Origin of the sequence: Mesorhizobium sp. L-2-11 (genome assembly GCF_016756595.1) — a bacterium.
Taxonomy (GTDB): Bacteria; Pseudomonadota; Alphaproteobacteria; order Rhizobiales; family Rhizobiaceae; genus Mesorhizobium.
Genome location: NZ_AP023257.1, coordinates 1,834,483 through 1,850,997 on the forward strand (window position 1 = coordinate 1,834,483; position 16,515 = coordinate 1,850,997).

General features: G+C 60.6%; 10 protein-coding genes. 3 read left to right on the plus strand and 7 right to left on the minus strand.

Annotated elements, in window-relative coordinates; genetic code table 11:
* Positions 1-38 precede the first annotated feature (38 nt).
* A complete protein-coding gene (locus tag JG739_RS08855) occupies positions 39-1,046 on the plus strand; it encodes an ATP-binding cassette domain-containing protein (protein ID WP_202366135.1) in 1,008 nt (335 codons plus the stop codon).
* Positions 1,043-1,849, plus strand: a complete 807-nt coding sequence (locus JG739_RS08860) for an ABC transporter permease (RefSeq protein ID WP_202366136.1) — start codon at positions 1,043-1,045, stop codon at positions 1,847-1,849. Before JG739_RS08855 ends, JG739_RS08860 begins: the two co-directional genes overlap by 4 nt.
* A 23-nt stretch (positions 1,850-1,872) precedes the next feature.
* Here JG739_RS08860 and JG739_RS08865 read toward each other — a convergent pair whose 3' ends face one another.
* The 5 genes from JG739_RS08865 to JG739_RS08885 form a co-directional block, all read right to left on the minus strand.
* Positions 1,873-2,832, minus strand: coding sequence for a DMT family transporter (locus tag JG739_RS08865; protein WP_202366137.1), 960 nt, complete (start codon positions 2,830-2,832; stop codon positions 1,873-1,875).
* A gap of 203 nt (positions 2,833-3,035) precedes the next feature.
* Positions 3,036-4,106 (minus strand): adenylate/guanylate cyclase domain-containing protein, encoded by a 1,071-nt coding sequence (locus JG739_RS08870; protein ID WP_202366138.1) that lies wholly within the window; start codon positions 4,104-4,106, stop codon positions 3,036-3,038.
* Positions 4,107-4,109: 3 nt separating this feature from the next.
* Positions 4,110-4,601 (minus strand): Rab family GTPase, encoded by a 492-nt coding sequence (locus JG739_RS08875; RefSeq protein WP_244749752.1) that lies wholly within the window; start codon positions 4,599-4,601, stop codon positions 4,110-4,112.
* A 16-nt stretch (positions 4,602-4,617) separates the two neighbouring features.
* Entirely contained in the window at positions 4,618-7,683 is a 3,066-nt protein-coding gene (locus JG739_RS08880) for an OmpA family protein (RefSeq protein WP_202366139.1), read from the minus strand.
* A gap of 7 nt (positions 7,684-7,690) precedes the next feature.
* Positions 7,691-8,356 (minus strand): hypothetical protein, encoded by a 666-nt coding sequence (locus JG739_RS08885; protein ID WP_202366140.1) that lies wholly within the window; start codon positions 8,354-8,356, stop codon positions 7,691-7,693.
* A gap of 915 nt (positions 8,357-9,271) precedes the next feature.
* Here JG739_RS08885 and JG739_RS08890 point away from each other — a divergent pair.
* Entirely contained in the window at positions 9,272-12,238 is a 2,967-nt protein-coding gene (locus tag JG739_RS08890; protein WP_202366141.1) for a trifunctional glycosyltransferase/class I SAM-dependent methyltransferase/polysaccharide deacetylase, read from the plus strand.
* 38 nt (positions 12,239-12,276) lie between these two features.
* Here the strand turns inward: JG739_RS08890 and JG739_RS08895 are convergent, their stop codons facing one another.
* Positions 12,277-12,957 carry a redoxin domain-containing protein gene (locus tag JG739_RS08895; protein WP_202367384.1) on the minus strand — a complete coding sequence of 227 codons (681 nt, stop codon included), beginning with the start codon at positions 12,955-12,957 and terminating at the stop codon, positions 12,277-12,279.
* Between the two features lie 17 nt (positions 12,958-12,974).
* Positions 12,975-16,265, minus strand: a complete 3,291-nt coding sequence (locus JG739_RS08900; RefSeq protein WP_202366142.1) for an adenylate/guanylate cyclase domain-containing protein — start codon at positions 16,263-16,265, stop codon at positions 12,975-12,977.
* Positions 16,266-16,515: the final 250 nt, after the last annotated feature.

Consider the following 16,515-nt stretch of genomic DNA (forward strand, 5'->3'; position numbering starts at 1 on the left):
CCGAAGCTGGCCTTCATTTGCGACTGCCGGATGATTGCATGAACGATACTTCTCCTATGGGTGTGCCTGCCACGGGCCTTGCCCAGTCAGCCATTTCCGCCCGCGGCCTGGTCAAAACCTTCGGCAAGCTGCGCGCCGTCGACGGTATCGACCTCGATGTGCCGCGCGGCATAATTTTCGCTATCCTGGGTCCGAACGGCGCCGGCAAGACAACGCTGATGCGGATGCTTGCGACGCTGTCGCGCCCCGACGCCGGCTCCGCGACCGTGATGGGGCACGATCTCGTGCAGGCCCCGCACGAGGTCCGTGCGGCAATCGCGATGACCGGGCAGTTCGCTTCGCTCGACGAGGACCTGACGGGCCGGGAGAACCTCGTCCTGCTCGCCCGACTCTGGGGTTTTCGGGGTCGCGCCGCAAAAACCCGTGCGGATGACCTGCTCGCGGCTTTCGGCTTGTCCGAAGCGGCGACGAAGCAGGTGAGGGACTATTCGGGTGGCATGCGAAGGCGGCTCGACATAGCTGCCTCGCTGATCGTCACGCCGGGCGTGCTGTTCCTCGATGAGCCGACCACAGGCCTCGATCCGAATGCCCGCAAGGATGTCTGGGGCATGATCCGCGGCCTTGCCGAGGCCGGCGTCACCATCCTGCTCACCACGCAATATCTCGAAGAGGCCGATCAACTCGCGGCACGCATCGCCGTCATCGACCACGGCAGGAAGATTGCCGAGGGTACCAGCCGGCAATTGAAGGCGGCCACCGGCTCCGGGTTTCTCCATGTCGCGCTCGCCGATGATGCGCGGCTGGACCAGGCGGCGGCGATTCTGGAACGCCGGCTGGAGCACCCTGTCCAACGCAGTGCCGAAGGCGCGGAACTCTCCGTCCTTGCCGGCACTGCGAAGGCCGCCAACGAGGCGCTCGCCGATCTGGTCGCTGCCGGCATCGAACTGTCGGATTTCTCCATGGGCCAACCCAGCCTTGAGGAGGTCTTCTTCGCGCTGACGGGTCAGCCGAGCCTGGGTGAAAGCCGGAAGGACGACAAGCCATGATCGACACGACCTCCCTGCAGCGGCTGCAAAGGGTCGCCCGACCGAGGCCCCCATCAGCCCTTTCCAACGCGCTGGTCTTCGGATGGCGCGCGGTGCTGAAATTCAAGCATGTACCGGAGCAGCTGTTCGACCTGGTGATGACGCCAATCATGTTCACGCTGCTGTTCACCTTCGTCTTCGGCGGTGCGCTCGCCGGTTCGCCTGGCGAATACCTGCAGTTCTTCCTACCCGGCATCCTGGTTCAAACCGTGGTGTTCAACGCAGTCTATTCGGGCATGGGATTGTCGACCGACCTCGGCAAGGGCTTGTTCGACCGCTTCCGATCGCTGCCGATCTGGTCGCTGTCTCCGTTCGCTGGTCTGATGGTGGGCGACATCCTGCGTCACTTGATTGCCGCCTCGATCATTCTCACCATCGGACTGATCCTCGGCTACCGGCCGGAGGCGGGCATCCTCGGCGTGCTTGCCGCCTTCGCTATGCTGATCGCCATCGGGTTCGGCATGGGCTGGGTATTCATCGTGCTCGGCCTGCTGATCCGCACGCCAACCACAGTGATGACGCTCGGCTTTACCTTCCTGTTCCCACTCGTCTTCGCCTCCAACATCATGGTCGACCCCGGGACCATGCCGGACTGGCTGCGGGCCTTCGTCGAAGTCAACCCGGTGTCGCTGATGACGACGGCGCTGCGCGGGTTGATGGCTGGCGGGGCGACACTCAGTCAGGTCGTCCTCGCACTGATCGCGCCGGTGGCGCTGACCGCGATCCTGGCGCCGACGACACTATGGCTGTATCTCAGAAGGTGAGAGGCGAAGCGGGAGAGGTATCCCTACGCGACATGCACCGTGCGTTGCCTCGGCTTGATCGCGGTGGCGAGCAGCAGGCCGGCGACGATAAAGGCGGCGCCGGCGAGGTCGTAGTCGTGCAAGCTTTCCCCTAGGAAAAGATAAGCGAGCACGGCGACGAAGACAGTCTGCAGATAGAGCAGCATGCTGGCGCGCCCGGCACCAAGCGTCTCGACACTGCGGTTGTAGAGGTAATACATCAGAGCGCCGCCCGGGCCAGCGACATAGGCGAGTGCCAGGAGGCCGTTCGCATGCAGCGCCGAACGCTCGCCGGAAAACAGCTCCCAGAGATAGAGGGGCAGTGCGACTAGTGCGCCGGCCCCCAGCAGCAGGACCACCGTCGGCAGCAGTTCGATAGCGAATTTGGCGCGACGCAGCAGCACGGTGTAGAGGCCCCAGCAAAACGCGCTGCCGACGATCCACAACTCGCCGGGATTGAACTGGAGCCGCATCAGCGCGGCAAGGTCGCCGCGCGCTACGATCACCACCATCCCGACCAGAGCGAGCAGCCCGCCAAGTGCCTTCCAGACGCCCAGGGGCTCGCCGAGCACGAAGCGGGCAAGCACCATGGTCATGATCGGCGACAGCGCCATGATGATGCCGGCGGTGGTCGCGTCGGTGTAATTGAGGCCCGTGTAGATCATGCCCTGACAGAGGGTCAGCCCGATGGCGCCGATGGCCACTACCTCGATCGCCCGGGACTGGAGCAGCGCGAGCATCGCCCCGTGATGATGATGGACGATAGGCAGCAGGATCGCACAGGCGAGCGCCAGCCGCCAGAAGCAGAGCGCCCAAGGCGGCATCTCGGGGGCAACCCACTTGGCTGCGATGTAGACGCCGGCGGACAGAAGCCAGCAGAGCGTCGCGGTGGAATAGGCGAGCGGAAGCGATGCGTCGGCTGTCGTCTTGGCTACGCCAGGATGGGCTATCGGCATCGATTGCATGCCAGTCTCCTCCCACCGCCGATCTTAGCAAGATTGCTGCGTCTTGCCAAAAGCAACGTCAACTATGTCACCAATCCCTGTGCGGCTTATTCTTTCGCTGCACGTGTCGGCTCGTATTCGAGTGATTTGCGCAACCTGCGGACATTCGAAACTATGATGTCTGACGTGAGCTGCAATGCGCTCCAGCGTCGGCAACCGGCAAATTAGGCCGGGAGCCGCCACATTCGCACACGACCTGTACCACGCAATTCCGTTTCCGCGAGCGGGTCGCAAGCAAAATTTGGCCCAAGTAGTTTGCGAGTTGCATCCGAAATACGGATTTCATCGGGCTCCGCTGACGTTTGAATACGTGCGGCGAGATTAACGGTTTCGCCCCAAAGGTCATAGGCAAACCGCCTTTTGCCTATGACGCCCGCGACGATCGGCCCTGAGTGAATTCCGATTCTCAGTCTTATCGGCTCTCCTGCGAAGCGTTCGCGCTTGACCGCCTTGCGCAGTTCAAGTGCATAGTGCGCAAGGGCTTCTGCATGATCGGATCGCGCGACGGGCAGGCCAGCGACCACCATCACACAATCGCCGATCGTCTTGATCTTTTCGCAGCCGTCTCGTTCCGAGAGCAGATCCGCCGCCTTGAAGAAGTAATTTAAAATCGCCAGCGTTGTCTCGGCTCCGACGCTCCGCGCCCTTTCCGTAAAGCCGACGATGTCGGCAAAAAGCACACTCACCTCAGCATGGTTGTCTGCAATTTGCTCGTCCGCTTTTAGCCGCTCCGCGATCGACGCCGGAAGAATGTTGAGGAGCAGGCTTTCGGCGCGCTGGTATTCACGCGACAATCCCTCCTGGCTCTGCCTCAACGCCTCGTTCGTCAATTGCAGTTTTTCGTTGAGTTGACGCTCCCTCTCTTGCAGGAGCGTCATTTCATAAGCCTTCTGTTGAAGCCGCTGCCTGTTGTCGCGTTCGGCAGTGGCGTCAAGAAAGAGCAGCCATACGCAGGCATTGTCGGCAAAAAGATGAAGGTCCGCGACACGCCCGCTGGGCAGTTCGACCATGGCCATATGATATGGAAGCTCCGGGCAAGGCAGCAAACCTTCCATGAATTCAAGCTGTTCGGCTACCGGCTTGCCAATGCAAAGTGATGAAAGGCCGTAATGTTCAACATCACCGCCCTTTGCAGCGATGCAAAGCTGAGCGTCAATTTGCAGATATGCGACAGAGCGCTCGTTGCAGAAGAAGTCGTAAATCCAGCTTCTGACTTCTCTTGGCAATCCATCCATGGTCTATTTGGCAACCATCGAAGCAAGCTGACGAAACGCATCATCAACATGTTCACCCGAAAGCGCACTTGTCAGATAGATTTGCCACCCAAGCTGCCTCAGTTCGTTAATCTCACTATCCGATATTGCCCACCGATCGGCCAGATCGGATTTGTTGAACAGCAATACGAACGGCATAGCGCCGAATTCGGCCTCGGCCCGCTCGCGCAGCGTGAGCGCCACGGCAAGAGTAGCGGCACGGGTTCCATCGACGACAAGCACGAGCCCGCTCGCGCCCCGCACATAGCTGACGCGGAACGAGCCGATATCGTCTTCGCCGGCCAAATCCCACAAAATCAGATCCACGGTCTTGTCCGGCAGTACAACACTCTTCTTATCGATTTTCACTCCCACCGTGGTCAAGTAGGTTTCTGAAAAGATGCTTTGCACAAACCTGCGAACCAGACTCGTCTTTCCGACAGCGAACCCGCCCAACATGCAGATCTTCTTTTGCAATGTCCTGGGCTCCGCCCTAGTGGAAGGTTACCGTAACCGAAACTCTGCGATTGGCGGAGCTCCCGGTTCGGCTATCTTCAGTCTCCGCTGGCTCAAAGGTGCCCGCGCCGCGAACCAAGAGCAATTCCGGATCGACGCCGCGCTTCTTGAGAAGCGCACGAACTGTCTCCGCGCGGGCGGCGCTGATCGACACGTTGGCCGTCTCACGGCCCGTGGCGTCCGAGTGGCCGGTCAACATGAACTGTGCCGTTACGCCTGCCTCGCGGGCATCCTTGGCCAATTCCGTCAGCTGATTCGCCAATTTGTCGAGAACCGGCAATTGCGCGGGTCCCGGTACAGCCTTGCCGGAATCGAAGAAAATGTCGACCGCTTGAATAGCGTCCCTCGAATGCGTGAGTTCCTGAGGGGTCAACTCAAGCAGCTTGGAGATGTCTAGAGAGAGTCCGTCCGCGGACAGTTGTTGGGAGGCAACCCGCGCCCGGTTTATCCAGGCGGCAGGAGCCTCACCCATGGCAACGATGCGATCCTGGATGATCGTAAGCCGAACCGATTTGGGCGGAGCAAGCGACGCCACCAGCCGCTTCAGCACGAATTTCGGATCAAGGCTCTGATAGAATTGCCACTGCGAATGAACGCGGGCGGGATCAACCCCTGTTCCGGACAGCAGAGCCTGCGGGTCGGCGGCCTGCGGGTCTCTCAGGCCGGAGATATAGAAATGCCCGCCACTCGCCCTTTGTTGGGCGACGATGATTCCCGGTTGGGCCTCAAGTCGCGACACATAAGTCTGCCAGTGCTCCGCCGCGCGTGCTGCGGGGCTCACATCACGAACTTTCGAGATGTCGAATACCGGTCCGCCTGCCTCAAGCTGTCGGGCCGCTACGCGTGCCCGATCCAACCAAGTGTCGGGAGCCTCACCCTCGGCAACGATGCGATCCTCGACGATCGAAAGCCGAACCGATTTGGGCGGGGTCAGCGACGCGGTTAGCCGCTTCAGCACGAACTCCGGATCAAGGCTCTGATAGAATTGCCAGTGTGAATGAACGCGGGCGGGATCGACCTGCGTTCCGGACAACAGCGACTGCGGGTCGGCGGCAAGCGGGTCTCTCAGGCCGGAAATATAGAATTGGCCATCGCGCACTTTTTGTTCGGCAATGATGATGCCCGGCTGGGTACTCAGCCGCGACACATAGGCCTGCCAGTGCTCCGCCGCGCGTGCTTCGGGGCTCACATCACGCACCCTGGAGATATCGAATACCGGTCCACCTGCCGAAAGTTGTCGGGCCGCTGCGCGTGCCCGATCTATCCAGGTGTCGGGAGCCTCACCCTCGGCAACGATGCGATCCTCGACGATCGAAAGCCGAACCGATTTTGGCGGAGCCAGCGACGCGGTTAGCCGCTTGAGCACGAACTCCGGCTCAAGGCTCTGATAGAATTGCCACTGCGAATGAACGCGGGCGGGATCAACCCCTGTTCCGGACAGCAGAGCCTGCGGGTCGGCGGCCTGCGGGTCTCTCAGGCCGGAGATATAGAAATGCCCGCCACTCGCCCTTTGTTGGGCGACGATGATTCCCGGTTGGGCCTCAAGTCGCGACACATAAGTCTGCCAGTGCTCCGCCGCGCGTGCTGCGGGGCTCACATCACGAACTTTCGAGATGTCGAATACCGGTCCGCCTGCCTCAAGCTGTCGGGCCGCTACGCGTGCCCGATCCAACCAAGTGTCGGGAGCCTCACCCTCGGCAACGATGCGATCCTCGACGATCGAAAGCCGAACCGATTTGGGCGGGGTCAGCGACGCGGTTAGCCGCTTCAGCACGAACTCCGGATGAAGGCTCTGATAGAATTGCCAGTGTGAATGAACGCGGGCGGGATCGACCTGCGTTCCGGACAACAGCGACTGCGGGTCGGCGGCAAGCGGGTCTCTCAGGCCGGAAATATAGAATTGGCCATCGCGCACCTTTTGTTCGGCAACGATGATGCCCGGCTGGGTACTCAGCCGCGACACATAGGCCTGCCAGCGTTGCCCGGATTGCCAGGAAAGAAAGAACCAAACGCCTGCCGGAATCAAAACCAGCAGGACTGCAGCCACCACCAGCCACGGAAATCCCTGGCTTGAGTCCTCCTGCTTCAGTTCAACGCAGGAATGCAACTGCGTCTCTATGCCGACCAACTGCGAACTGTCGCCGTCAAACTGCTCCAAAGCCTGTGAGTATTCATCATGGATGCGAAACAACACATCGCGAACGATTTCATGTAATTCCTCTGGCGGATTTCCCCGGATCACCGCGACCAAGGTCGCAAACGGTCCAACTTCCGACCAGAGACGAAGCTCCCCGAAACGGATAGTGTCCAGGCCGCTCTGTTCTTTTTCGTTAAATGAGTCTTTCACAAAATCTTGAATTGCACTAAGCATCGAAGAAATGAGTTGAGGATCTTCGCTCGTTGCGTTATCGGCAGCTACATGCGTTATCAAAAGCCCGGAATTGCGGTTGATGAGAAAGACGTGCTCTACACGATAGACAAGAGAATGCTTAAGAACAACTTCTGAGAAGCTTGCACCTGTTCTCCAAGCTTCAAATCTCCACTTGAGCCCATGCCAAGTAAATATATGTCTTAAAGTTTCATTCAGCGACTGAAAGGTCTGATCGATCTTTTCCCCGATCGACTTACGAATTGCCGGCAGAAACACCGGGTACAATATATCCGTAAGCGTACGCGGGCTCCTCTGGATGGACCGTTGCACGGCCCTCTCGACAGCCGGCGCAAGGGCCTCGCCGAGTTGCGCATGAGGCGCACGTGCGGCTGCACCGGGGAGAACACCCCCCACTGCAGCCGCAAGCTGCTCAGGCTCGTCGAGCAGGTGCGTAACTCGTGAAAGCTCCGAAATTTCGCGGCCGACCAGCAACTGGCGCAGTGTTTCCATGCGAGGATCGGCGGTTGGAACACTGTCGAGACGCGCACGATAGTCCGGGTCGACGTTCCGGGCAATTTCGACCAAAAGATTAGCCAGAGCCTCGCGATCAATCTCTGTATCGTTCGAAGCTGCTCTTTGAGGAAGGCTGATTGGGTCGACGGTCGACGTCAAGTTCCGATCAACTCACTTTCCAGCTACGTTCCGAGTTGTGCTTGTTGCCGACGGGATCCTGATTTAGACATTTTGCAACCTCGACAAACAGGCCAGCCAAAAGATTTCGGTCGGTCTTGACGTTGCTGAGATCGGAAAACATTTTCTCAATCAGCATCTGAATGCTTTCATTCTTTTGCTTGATTTCCTCACGCAGCAATTGATCGCTTCGATTTATCCGGTCCGCGACATCGCGCTCGAGCTCGCTCAATTGATCCGACAACGCGCGCACCTGCTTTTCAAGCGCCTGATTTTGCTCGCGAAGATTCCGGTCAATCTCCTTGTCGGCCTCGGCTCGTGCATCTTTTTCGTTCCGCAATTGCGCCGCGAGCGATTCGACCTGCTTCTTTGCATTTGACTCGTACATTTCAAGATTGCGCTTGGCCTCGGATTCGACATCCTTGAAGCGCTGCAAGAACCGTTCTTCAAGCTTGGAAAAACGGCGGTCGTAGTCCTGCATCTGGTTGCCGAACAGCAGATCACGTATCTTGTCGACACCTACAGCGTCGCCGGGGACCCCGCTCTCGCGAGCCTGGACCCCCATGAAACCCAGCCCGTTTCCATCTGCATTGCTTATCAGTTTTTCGTCCGCTTTACTTGCTGAAGAAGCGGTATTCGAAGATTCCTTAGCCATCCTTATGCCCCTTCATTTGAACACCTGCCACAGTGCAAAACCCAAAAACACCCAAGCATGTCAGCAAAATACCCGGCTCGCAAGCCGGAATCTTCTTGACTTATCCCAATTCGTGCGTCCCTTTTACATCTCTTGGACTAGCAGCAAATGTACGAGTTCCGATTGGTGCCGCTGTGGCATCCTTTGTGATAGCAGCCACAACCGGCTAATCTAATCGACCATTGGACGCAATCTTACTATCGAAATGAGTAATACAATGTCAGGCTATAGTTACTGGAGCGCAACTAAGTAGCGCAGATTCATTAGAAGTATCTAAATTAGCTGGCCAAGCGGTGCGCATACTGTCTCGCACCCGGCTGTATACTGCGACGATCAGCTTCCGATGCGGGCCCAATGGTAGAAAGAAGGTCTTCTTCCGCACGGAGAATGGCTGTTCGAGAAAGCACCTCGGAATCGAGGCGTTTTGGGCCGATAGGAGGGGAGCAATAGCCCCAATAACTGCAGTCATCCACACCAAAGCTTCAGTGGGCTTGCACTGCGCCCCCGATTGCAAAAGACGTCAGTTTGCCGTAGCGATTGCACTCACACGGTGCCAGGGACCGCAGCTTGGGGTCATGGCGCCGACTCCGGGGATCGACACGAATATGCGGCATGCTTGGTTGACGGGCATCTGCGACAGCTGGCGCCCAAGCTCGACGGCACGGATGCGAATGCTGCGCCAGGCTTCCAACATCGGTAGCGCGACAGGAGCAAGCTCGCTCTGCAGCCAAATGGCGGCGTCGCGGCGGCTCGGAAGAGTTCGCAGGAGACTGGTTGGACGCAGCGTCGCTGAGGACCGTTCCCTTCGGCAGGAATTCGCCGGCTGTGTTTCGGGACCCTGGTTCTACCTTTCGAACCAGGCGCGGGTAAGACGGCGTGGCGGATAATCCCTTGGTTTCAATCGTGGTTCCTGCGCACAACGCGGAGGTAACGCTGGCGCGCGCACTCGATTGCCTTCTCGATCAGGAAATAGTGGATTGGGAGGCGATCGTCGTCGACGACGCCTCCACGGACGCCACCGCCGCGATTGTCGCCGGCTATGTGGAGCACGATGCCCGGTTTCGGACGTTGAGCTCTTCTGCGTATAGCGCCGCCGGCGCGCGCAATAGTGGGCTTTCGACAGCGCGCGGCCGCTGGCTCATGTTTTTGGATGCGGACGATTGGGTGGACGCCAGCTTCCTTGCGAAAATGCTGGCCCTACTTGAAGCCGCGCCCGATGCGGTCGCCGCCTATTGCGGTTCCCGGCGGGTGATGCCCGATGGCGACCTCACCCCGCCGAGCATCCCGACGGAGGTTGCGATCCAGCCCTTCGAAACATTCGCCCGCCGGTGTGCCATCCGCACTCACGCGCTGCTCGTCGACCGCAAGACAATTGTCGAGTTGGGCGGCTTCGATGTTTCGCTGCGCACCTGCGAGGACTGGGATCTGTGGCAGCGCCTGTCACGTCTAGGCAAACGTTGGGTGATGGTCGACGAGCCGCTCGCTTTCTGTCGGACCAGCCCCAACTCGCTCACCCGCAATTCGACGCAGATGCTGGCCGATGCGGAAATCGTGATCGCCCGCGGCTTTTCTCCTGATCCCAGGGTCAAACAGCCAGCATCGGCTCACGTCAATGGAGCGATCGAGGCGAACGGCGGCACCGCTTCCGAAGCACTCGCGTGGTTCGCATTGTGGAACGCGGCGTCGGATTGCGGCCGCGGGCGCCGCTCGATCAGCCCGCAGACGCTGCGCGCGCTCCCGGCAGGACGTAAGTGGGCGCGTGAGATCGCCAAAGTGGTCCTCGATGGCCTTATGGTAGGAAGCCTATCGGCGCCAGCGCAAATGGCTGCCAGGTGGGACAGGTTCGGCGGCTCCCTCACCTTGTTGATCACCGAACTCGGCAAGGTCTGGGGCGATCCCGTCGCGGGTCGCCGCGTCCAATATCACCTCGAGGAAGTGCTCCTCGACCTCGACGATCTTGCCGCGCCGCGCAGGCTGGCCCGGACGCTTGGAATTCGCGTCGATATTCGAAATCCGACCTCGATCGAACTTCCCGAAGGAATCGATCGAATTTATGCCTATCTGATGCTGGATGGCCAGATCGAGGCTGTAGTGCAGTTCGGCGTACTCGGGACGGTGACAAGGGATCATTGGATTGAATTGATCCAGAATGTCGTGGCTTCTGAGCGGCTTGTAGACAGTGCGGCAAGGTTTGCGGGACGATCACCTGTACCGGAACAGCCCGTCGGCGCCGACATGTCAAACACGCTCGCAGCCGAGGCCTTGTCAGCAACAGCAGAGCGCGGATCTGATCCGGACAGCCACTTTGGCAAACTCGCGCAATTGGGCGCGCAAGCGCGGGAGCTGGTTCGGTCGAGCGCCGAACCTGCGGCGCCTCCTGCGGCGCCGCGCCGCGCACGGCCCAGGCACGACAAGGATCGCACGTCGTTCTGGAATGGGTATTTCGCGACCGAGGATCCCTGGAACTACGGTTCGTCCTATGAGCAGGAAAAATATGAGCGTCAGCTCGAAATTCTGCCGACCGGTCCGATCGGACGGGCGCTTGAGCTGGCCTGCGCGGAGGGGCACTTCACGCGGCAGCTGGCGCCGCGAGTCGGCCATTTGACCGCAACCGACATCTCCGCCGTAGCCATCGGGCGAGCGCGCGCGCGATGCAGCTATCAGCCGAATGTTGAGTTCGGCGTACTGGATTTCTGCGCGGACACGCTGCCTGGTGAGATGGACCTGATCGTCTGTTCGGAAGTGCTCTACTATCTGGATGATCTCGCCGAGTTGCGGCGCATCGCCAAAAAAATCGTTGAGGCGTTGGCGCCTGGCGGCAGTTTCATCAACGCACACGCATTCGTGTTACGTGACAATGTTGAAAGGACCGGCTTCGACTGGAACACATTCGGTGCACAAGCGATCTCAGAAACTCTGGCAGCGACCGAAGGCCTCGTCCTCGATCAATCGATCCAGACCGAACTCTATCGCATAGACCGCTTCCGCCGCCAGTCACCGGACGACCTCGCGACGGAACCGACAATCGATTACGTCCCAATTCGCGCACGCCTCGAAATCGGGGTCGCGCGAAATATCGTCTGGGGCGGGGCGCGGGCCCTGCGCCGCGACGTTGCGCGTAGCGAGCGGCGGCAGCGTATCCCTGTCCTCATGTATCACAGCGTTTCCGATGCAGGCCCGGCCGCGCTCGCCCGTTTTCGGCTCACGCCCGCCGCATTCCACAGCCAGATGGCATGGCTGCGCGCCAATGGCTTTCACGCGATTGGGTCCGAACAGCTGGAATGCTCCATCGCCAACCGTCAACCTTTCGTTGGCCGCTCAGTGCTCATCACCTTCGATGACGGCTTCCAGAACTTTGCCGACCATGCCTGGCCGATCTTGCGCGCGAACGACCTGACCGCGGAAGTGTTCCTGGTGACGGACCTGGTAGGTGAAAATGCACAGTGGGATGCCTACAGCGGTCCGCCGACGCCGCTTATGGACGCCGGGACGGTGCGACGCCTCGCCGCCGAAGGTGCGTTCTTCGGAAGCCATTTGGCGACGCATCGCGCGATCGATGGTCTGTCGAGCTCTGACTTGGCCGCCGAGCTCCTGCGCTCTCGTATGTTCATCGAGCGGTGGACCGGTCGGCCAACCTGCGCGTTCGCGGCACCCTTTTCTGTCACTGACCGACGGCTTGGCCGCTTGGCCAAGGAGTGCGGCTATCGGATCGGCTTCGGCGGCAGACACGGGACGGCGGGCCTCGATTGCGATCCCATCGACCTTCCGCGTATCGAGATTCGCGGGGATCGCTCACACGATGACTTTGTTGCCAAGATCGAGGCCGTGCTCGAAGAGCGGTGAATTTGTCAGTGTCCCGCCCGTTTACTTCGTTCGCAAGTCTATTGGACGACTTGGGACACCGCTGACATCACCTCCTGCGGGTTTGGCGCCCCGAACATGTATCGCCCACCCTCTGGAACCTCCGTGAAGCTCCAGCGGACGATCCCCTGCCGGTCCAGCAGGAACTGACCGGCCAGTTGTCCGTGTCCCACTGCCATCATCTGCTCGTCGGCTTCGGTCATTTCGTAATGGTCCCTCTTGCCCAGGATCTCGCCGGCCGCAATAGGATCCATTGGACTGGGCAACTCGCCTGGTATGTCGACCCGCATATCCTTTACCGCTGCCATCGAGACCTTGTACGGCCAGTTCGTCTCGTTTTCGGTGAATTCGAGATTGGGCAGTCCAAAAGCACGATGTGAAGCGCGTTCAGGGTCGGAGGCGGCAAGCAGATTCGGTATCGGGTGGTAACGGAAATAGAGACGCGCCCGTTCAATCGGCGTGTTGACCACCGTCAGGCTCTCCACGCCCTTTTCGCGCAGCTCCGGATCAAGCCGCGCCTGGGCGGCGATATGGCGCCGGCAAAACGCACAATGCAGACCCCGAAACAGGCCGACCAGCACCGGTTTTTGTCCGCGAAAGTCGTCAAGCGCGATCTTGCCTTCCCGGGTAATGGCGTCGAGTACCACGTTGGGCGCACGGTCGCCCGGTTGAAGCGGTACCAACTCACTACGCGCGGACATTTCCACCTCCAACCCGGCTAATCGAGAAAAGGCAGCACCACAAGCGCTTCCGGGTCGAGCCCGTGCTGGGCGCATACACCCTGCGCCAGGGAAAAATAGCGTTCGGCCTCGACCAGATTGTCGAGGTCGAGATTAAGCGTTGCGAGACCATCATAGCACGGAAACAGCAGCTGGGGCTCGCCCGTTTCGCGGGCTACGTCCAATGCTTCGTGGAACAAGCCAACCGCCAGTTCCGGACGGCCGTGGCACTGGTGGATCTGCGCAAGCACGATCAACGGCACCGGCAGGTGCTCGCGCTGGTCGAGCGCCCGGTCGATCTCGATGGCCTTCTCGGCAGCAGGCACGCCCTCCGTTGGACAGCGATCCGTGAAAGTACAACAAGCGACCGCCAGATTGGCTAGGAGGCGCGCCTGGAAACCCAAGTCGCCAATACGGCGCGCCAGTTCAAGACCGCGCCGACAGACCTCCATCGCCCGTGCCGGATCGATGGTCGTGTAAAGCACGCCGAGATTGGTGTAGCCGCGGCAGGCCGCGCCCAGGAGACCGGCGGCTTCAGCCAATTCAATGCTATGCTCAACCTGACGCACGGCCTCACGGTTTCGCCCAAGGCGAGCCAATGCAACAGCCTTGGTATTAAGTGCCTCGGCGGTCACAAGAGTGGCATCACACCCTGCCTCGGAGACATGCTCCGTTGTCAGGGATCGAACGCAATCCAGCGCCGCATCTGCCCATTTTGCCGCGAGAGCGTGATCTCCGCTGCGGAACGCCTGTCGGCCACGCTCTTGCCAGAGATGCGCCTGCTCGATCGGGGCATCCGCTCCATCGAGGAGCGCTGCCGCTTCAGCATAACGGTATTCTGCGTTGTCCCGCTTGCCGACGTCCCAGAGCAGCCGACCGATCTTACGCAAAACTCGCGCCGACGCGACATGATCGGCTGACTCGCGGTATGCCTGCAACACCGTTTCGTAGTGGAGGTGCGCGATCTCGCGGCGGCCTGCCGGGCCGCTCAAATCGGCGATGCGCTCTGCAATTGCCAGTTTAAGCGGTGTTTGCCCGGTCGTGCCCAATGCAGTCAGTGCTCGCTCGTAGAAACGAAGGGCGTCGTCGTTGGCGTATATCATGCGAGCGCGATCGCCCGCCGCCTGCAGGTAATGCGCGCCCCTCTCCCGCTCGGCACTATGGGCGAAATGATGACCGAGCACGGTCAAATCCTCGAGCCGTTCCGGCTTGTCGCCGCACAGTTGCTCCAAGGCAGCCCCGACCCGCCCGTGGATGTCAGTCCGGCGCTGCAGGAGCATATTCTGGTAGATCACGTCCTGCAGCAATGTTTGCGTAAAGCGGTAGCTTTGCGACGAGACCGAGCCTGATCCGGCAACTTCCTCGATGATTTCCGCATCGCAAAGCAGTTCGCAGCCGGCTTCCAGCCGGCCGGGATCGGATGTCACGGCTTTCAGAAGCGTCGCATCGAATCGCGGGCCGATTACCGCGGCTTCCTGGGCCAAACGGCGCACCTCCTGGGGCAGCCGGTCGACGCGAGCAAGCAACATTGCCTGGATAGTGGCGGGAATGTCGGTTGCGACTTCGCCTGCCGCAGTCCGCCATCGCTGGCCCTCGCGCATCAGTACACCGCGATCGATAAGGCCGCGGACGATTTCCTCCACAAAAAGCGGGTTGCCGCCGGCGCGCTCGAGGATCTGGTCGAGAAGCCCTCCTGCGGAGTTTACCCAGCTCTCGCCGAAAAGGGCCGCCAGCAGGCTGCGTCCGTCATCATTGTCGAGCGGCGAAAGCCTGAGCGCTGTGTTACTGACCCGACTTGAGTCGAGCTGGCCATTGTCCGGCGCCGGACGATGCGTGACCAGCAACATCAAGCGCGTGCGTTCCAACCTGTCCATCACGAAACGCAGTGCCTCGAGTGACACGGCGTCGGCCCAGTGAAGGTCTTCGACGACAATCAGCAGCGGCGACAACGCAAGCCGCCGTTCGACGATTGTGCGGACTGCGTAGAGAATTTGCCGCCGCAGCTGCTCGGGCTCGACGTGCTGCAAGGTGTCATCGGGATCGCCAAGGCCGAGCACATGGTAGAGCAAAGGCATCAGCCGCTTCGACTCCTCGCCCTGCAGGCCGAGGTCGGCAAGCAAGCCTGCGAGCTTCCCCCGCACTTCGTCCCCACTGTCGTTTTGCATCATGCCGGCAGCGCTGCGTACCACTGCGCCCAAGGCGCCAAATGATTGTTCGCCCAGCGGCGAGCACGTGGCCAGCCTCACGGCGACGTTGCGGAAACGATCTTCGTCGCCGACGCGGGCGACGAACTCCTTCACCAGCCGCGATTTCCCGATACCGGCTTCTCCGACGAGGCGGACAAGTTGGGCCGAGCCGCCGCACGCCTGGTCAAGGCTCGCCATCATTCTATTGAGCTCCGCACCACGACCTATCATCGGCGCACTGAGGCCGAGCGCCTCGAGCCCACGCGCTGGGCGAGGCGTCGCAAGCGGTGCATGCAGTCGATGGACGAGCACACTGCCAGCCTTGCCGCGAAACACGACATCACCCAACGACTCGTAAGAAAAGGCATGCCGGGTCAGCCGGTGAGTGAGCTCGCCTACCAGCACCTCACCCGGTGCGGCCAGCGATTGCAGGCGTTGCGCCGTATTCACTGTGTCGCCGGTCACCGAATAGGATTTGGCGGTGCCGATGCCCAATCCGCCGGTAACGACTGGACCAGTGTTTATGCCGATATGGAGTAACAGAGGCGAGCCGGAGTGGGGGGTGCTGTCGCCGAGCCGCGCCGTCCGGGCGATCATGTCGAGAGCGGCGCGAAGCGCACGTTCCGGATCGTCCTCATGTGCGACCGGCGCACCGAACAAAGCGAGCAGTGCATCGCCGATGAATTTGTCGACGAAACCACCAAAGTTTCGCACGGCCGCCGTCAATTCCTTGAACAGCTGGTTCTGCAGCGCTTGCATGACCTCGGGGTCGAGCTCCTCGCTGAGTGTCGTGAAGCCGCAAAGGTCGGCGAACAGGACCGTTACCGTCCGGCGATCGGCGTCAGAGACGGGATGAAGCCCATCTTCGCTGTCGATGTTCGGAAGCAGCGACGGAGTTCGAGAAGTGGTCCGGCTTGGCGTCTGAGCAGGCCGTTCGCCGGCTTTTGCGGGCGCACCGAGGCTGGCCCCACATTTCGGACAGAACTCGAAATCAGGTGCGCAGGGGTAGCCGCAACCGGCGCATGGCACGGGCTGGCGTCTGCCACACCTCGGACAGAAAGCATAACCGCCTTCAACCTCGAAACCGCAGCCCGAGCAGTCCATCGAACAAGACCTCAACAGAGGCCGTGATGGCTTGATCTCGCCACGCACGTCACGGCCAAGCTATCACAAGGATGCACCGATAGCCGTCGACCGGCAAGCGGCAGCGCAAATGGCATCGAGTGATCCGTATGGGTCCGGTGGCAGAGCGCCGCCGATCGAGGCGGCTGCCGTCGTCGAAATCCCGAAAGGCATCAGCGTCAAGGAGGCGGCGGGATCAGACGCCAGAGGCTCACCGATAGATCGCCGTCGC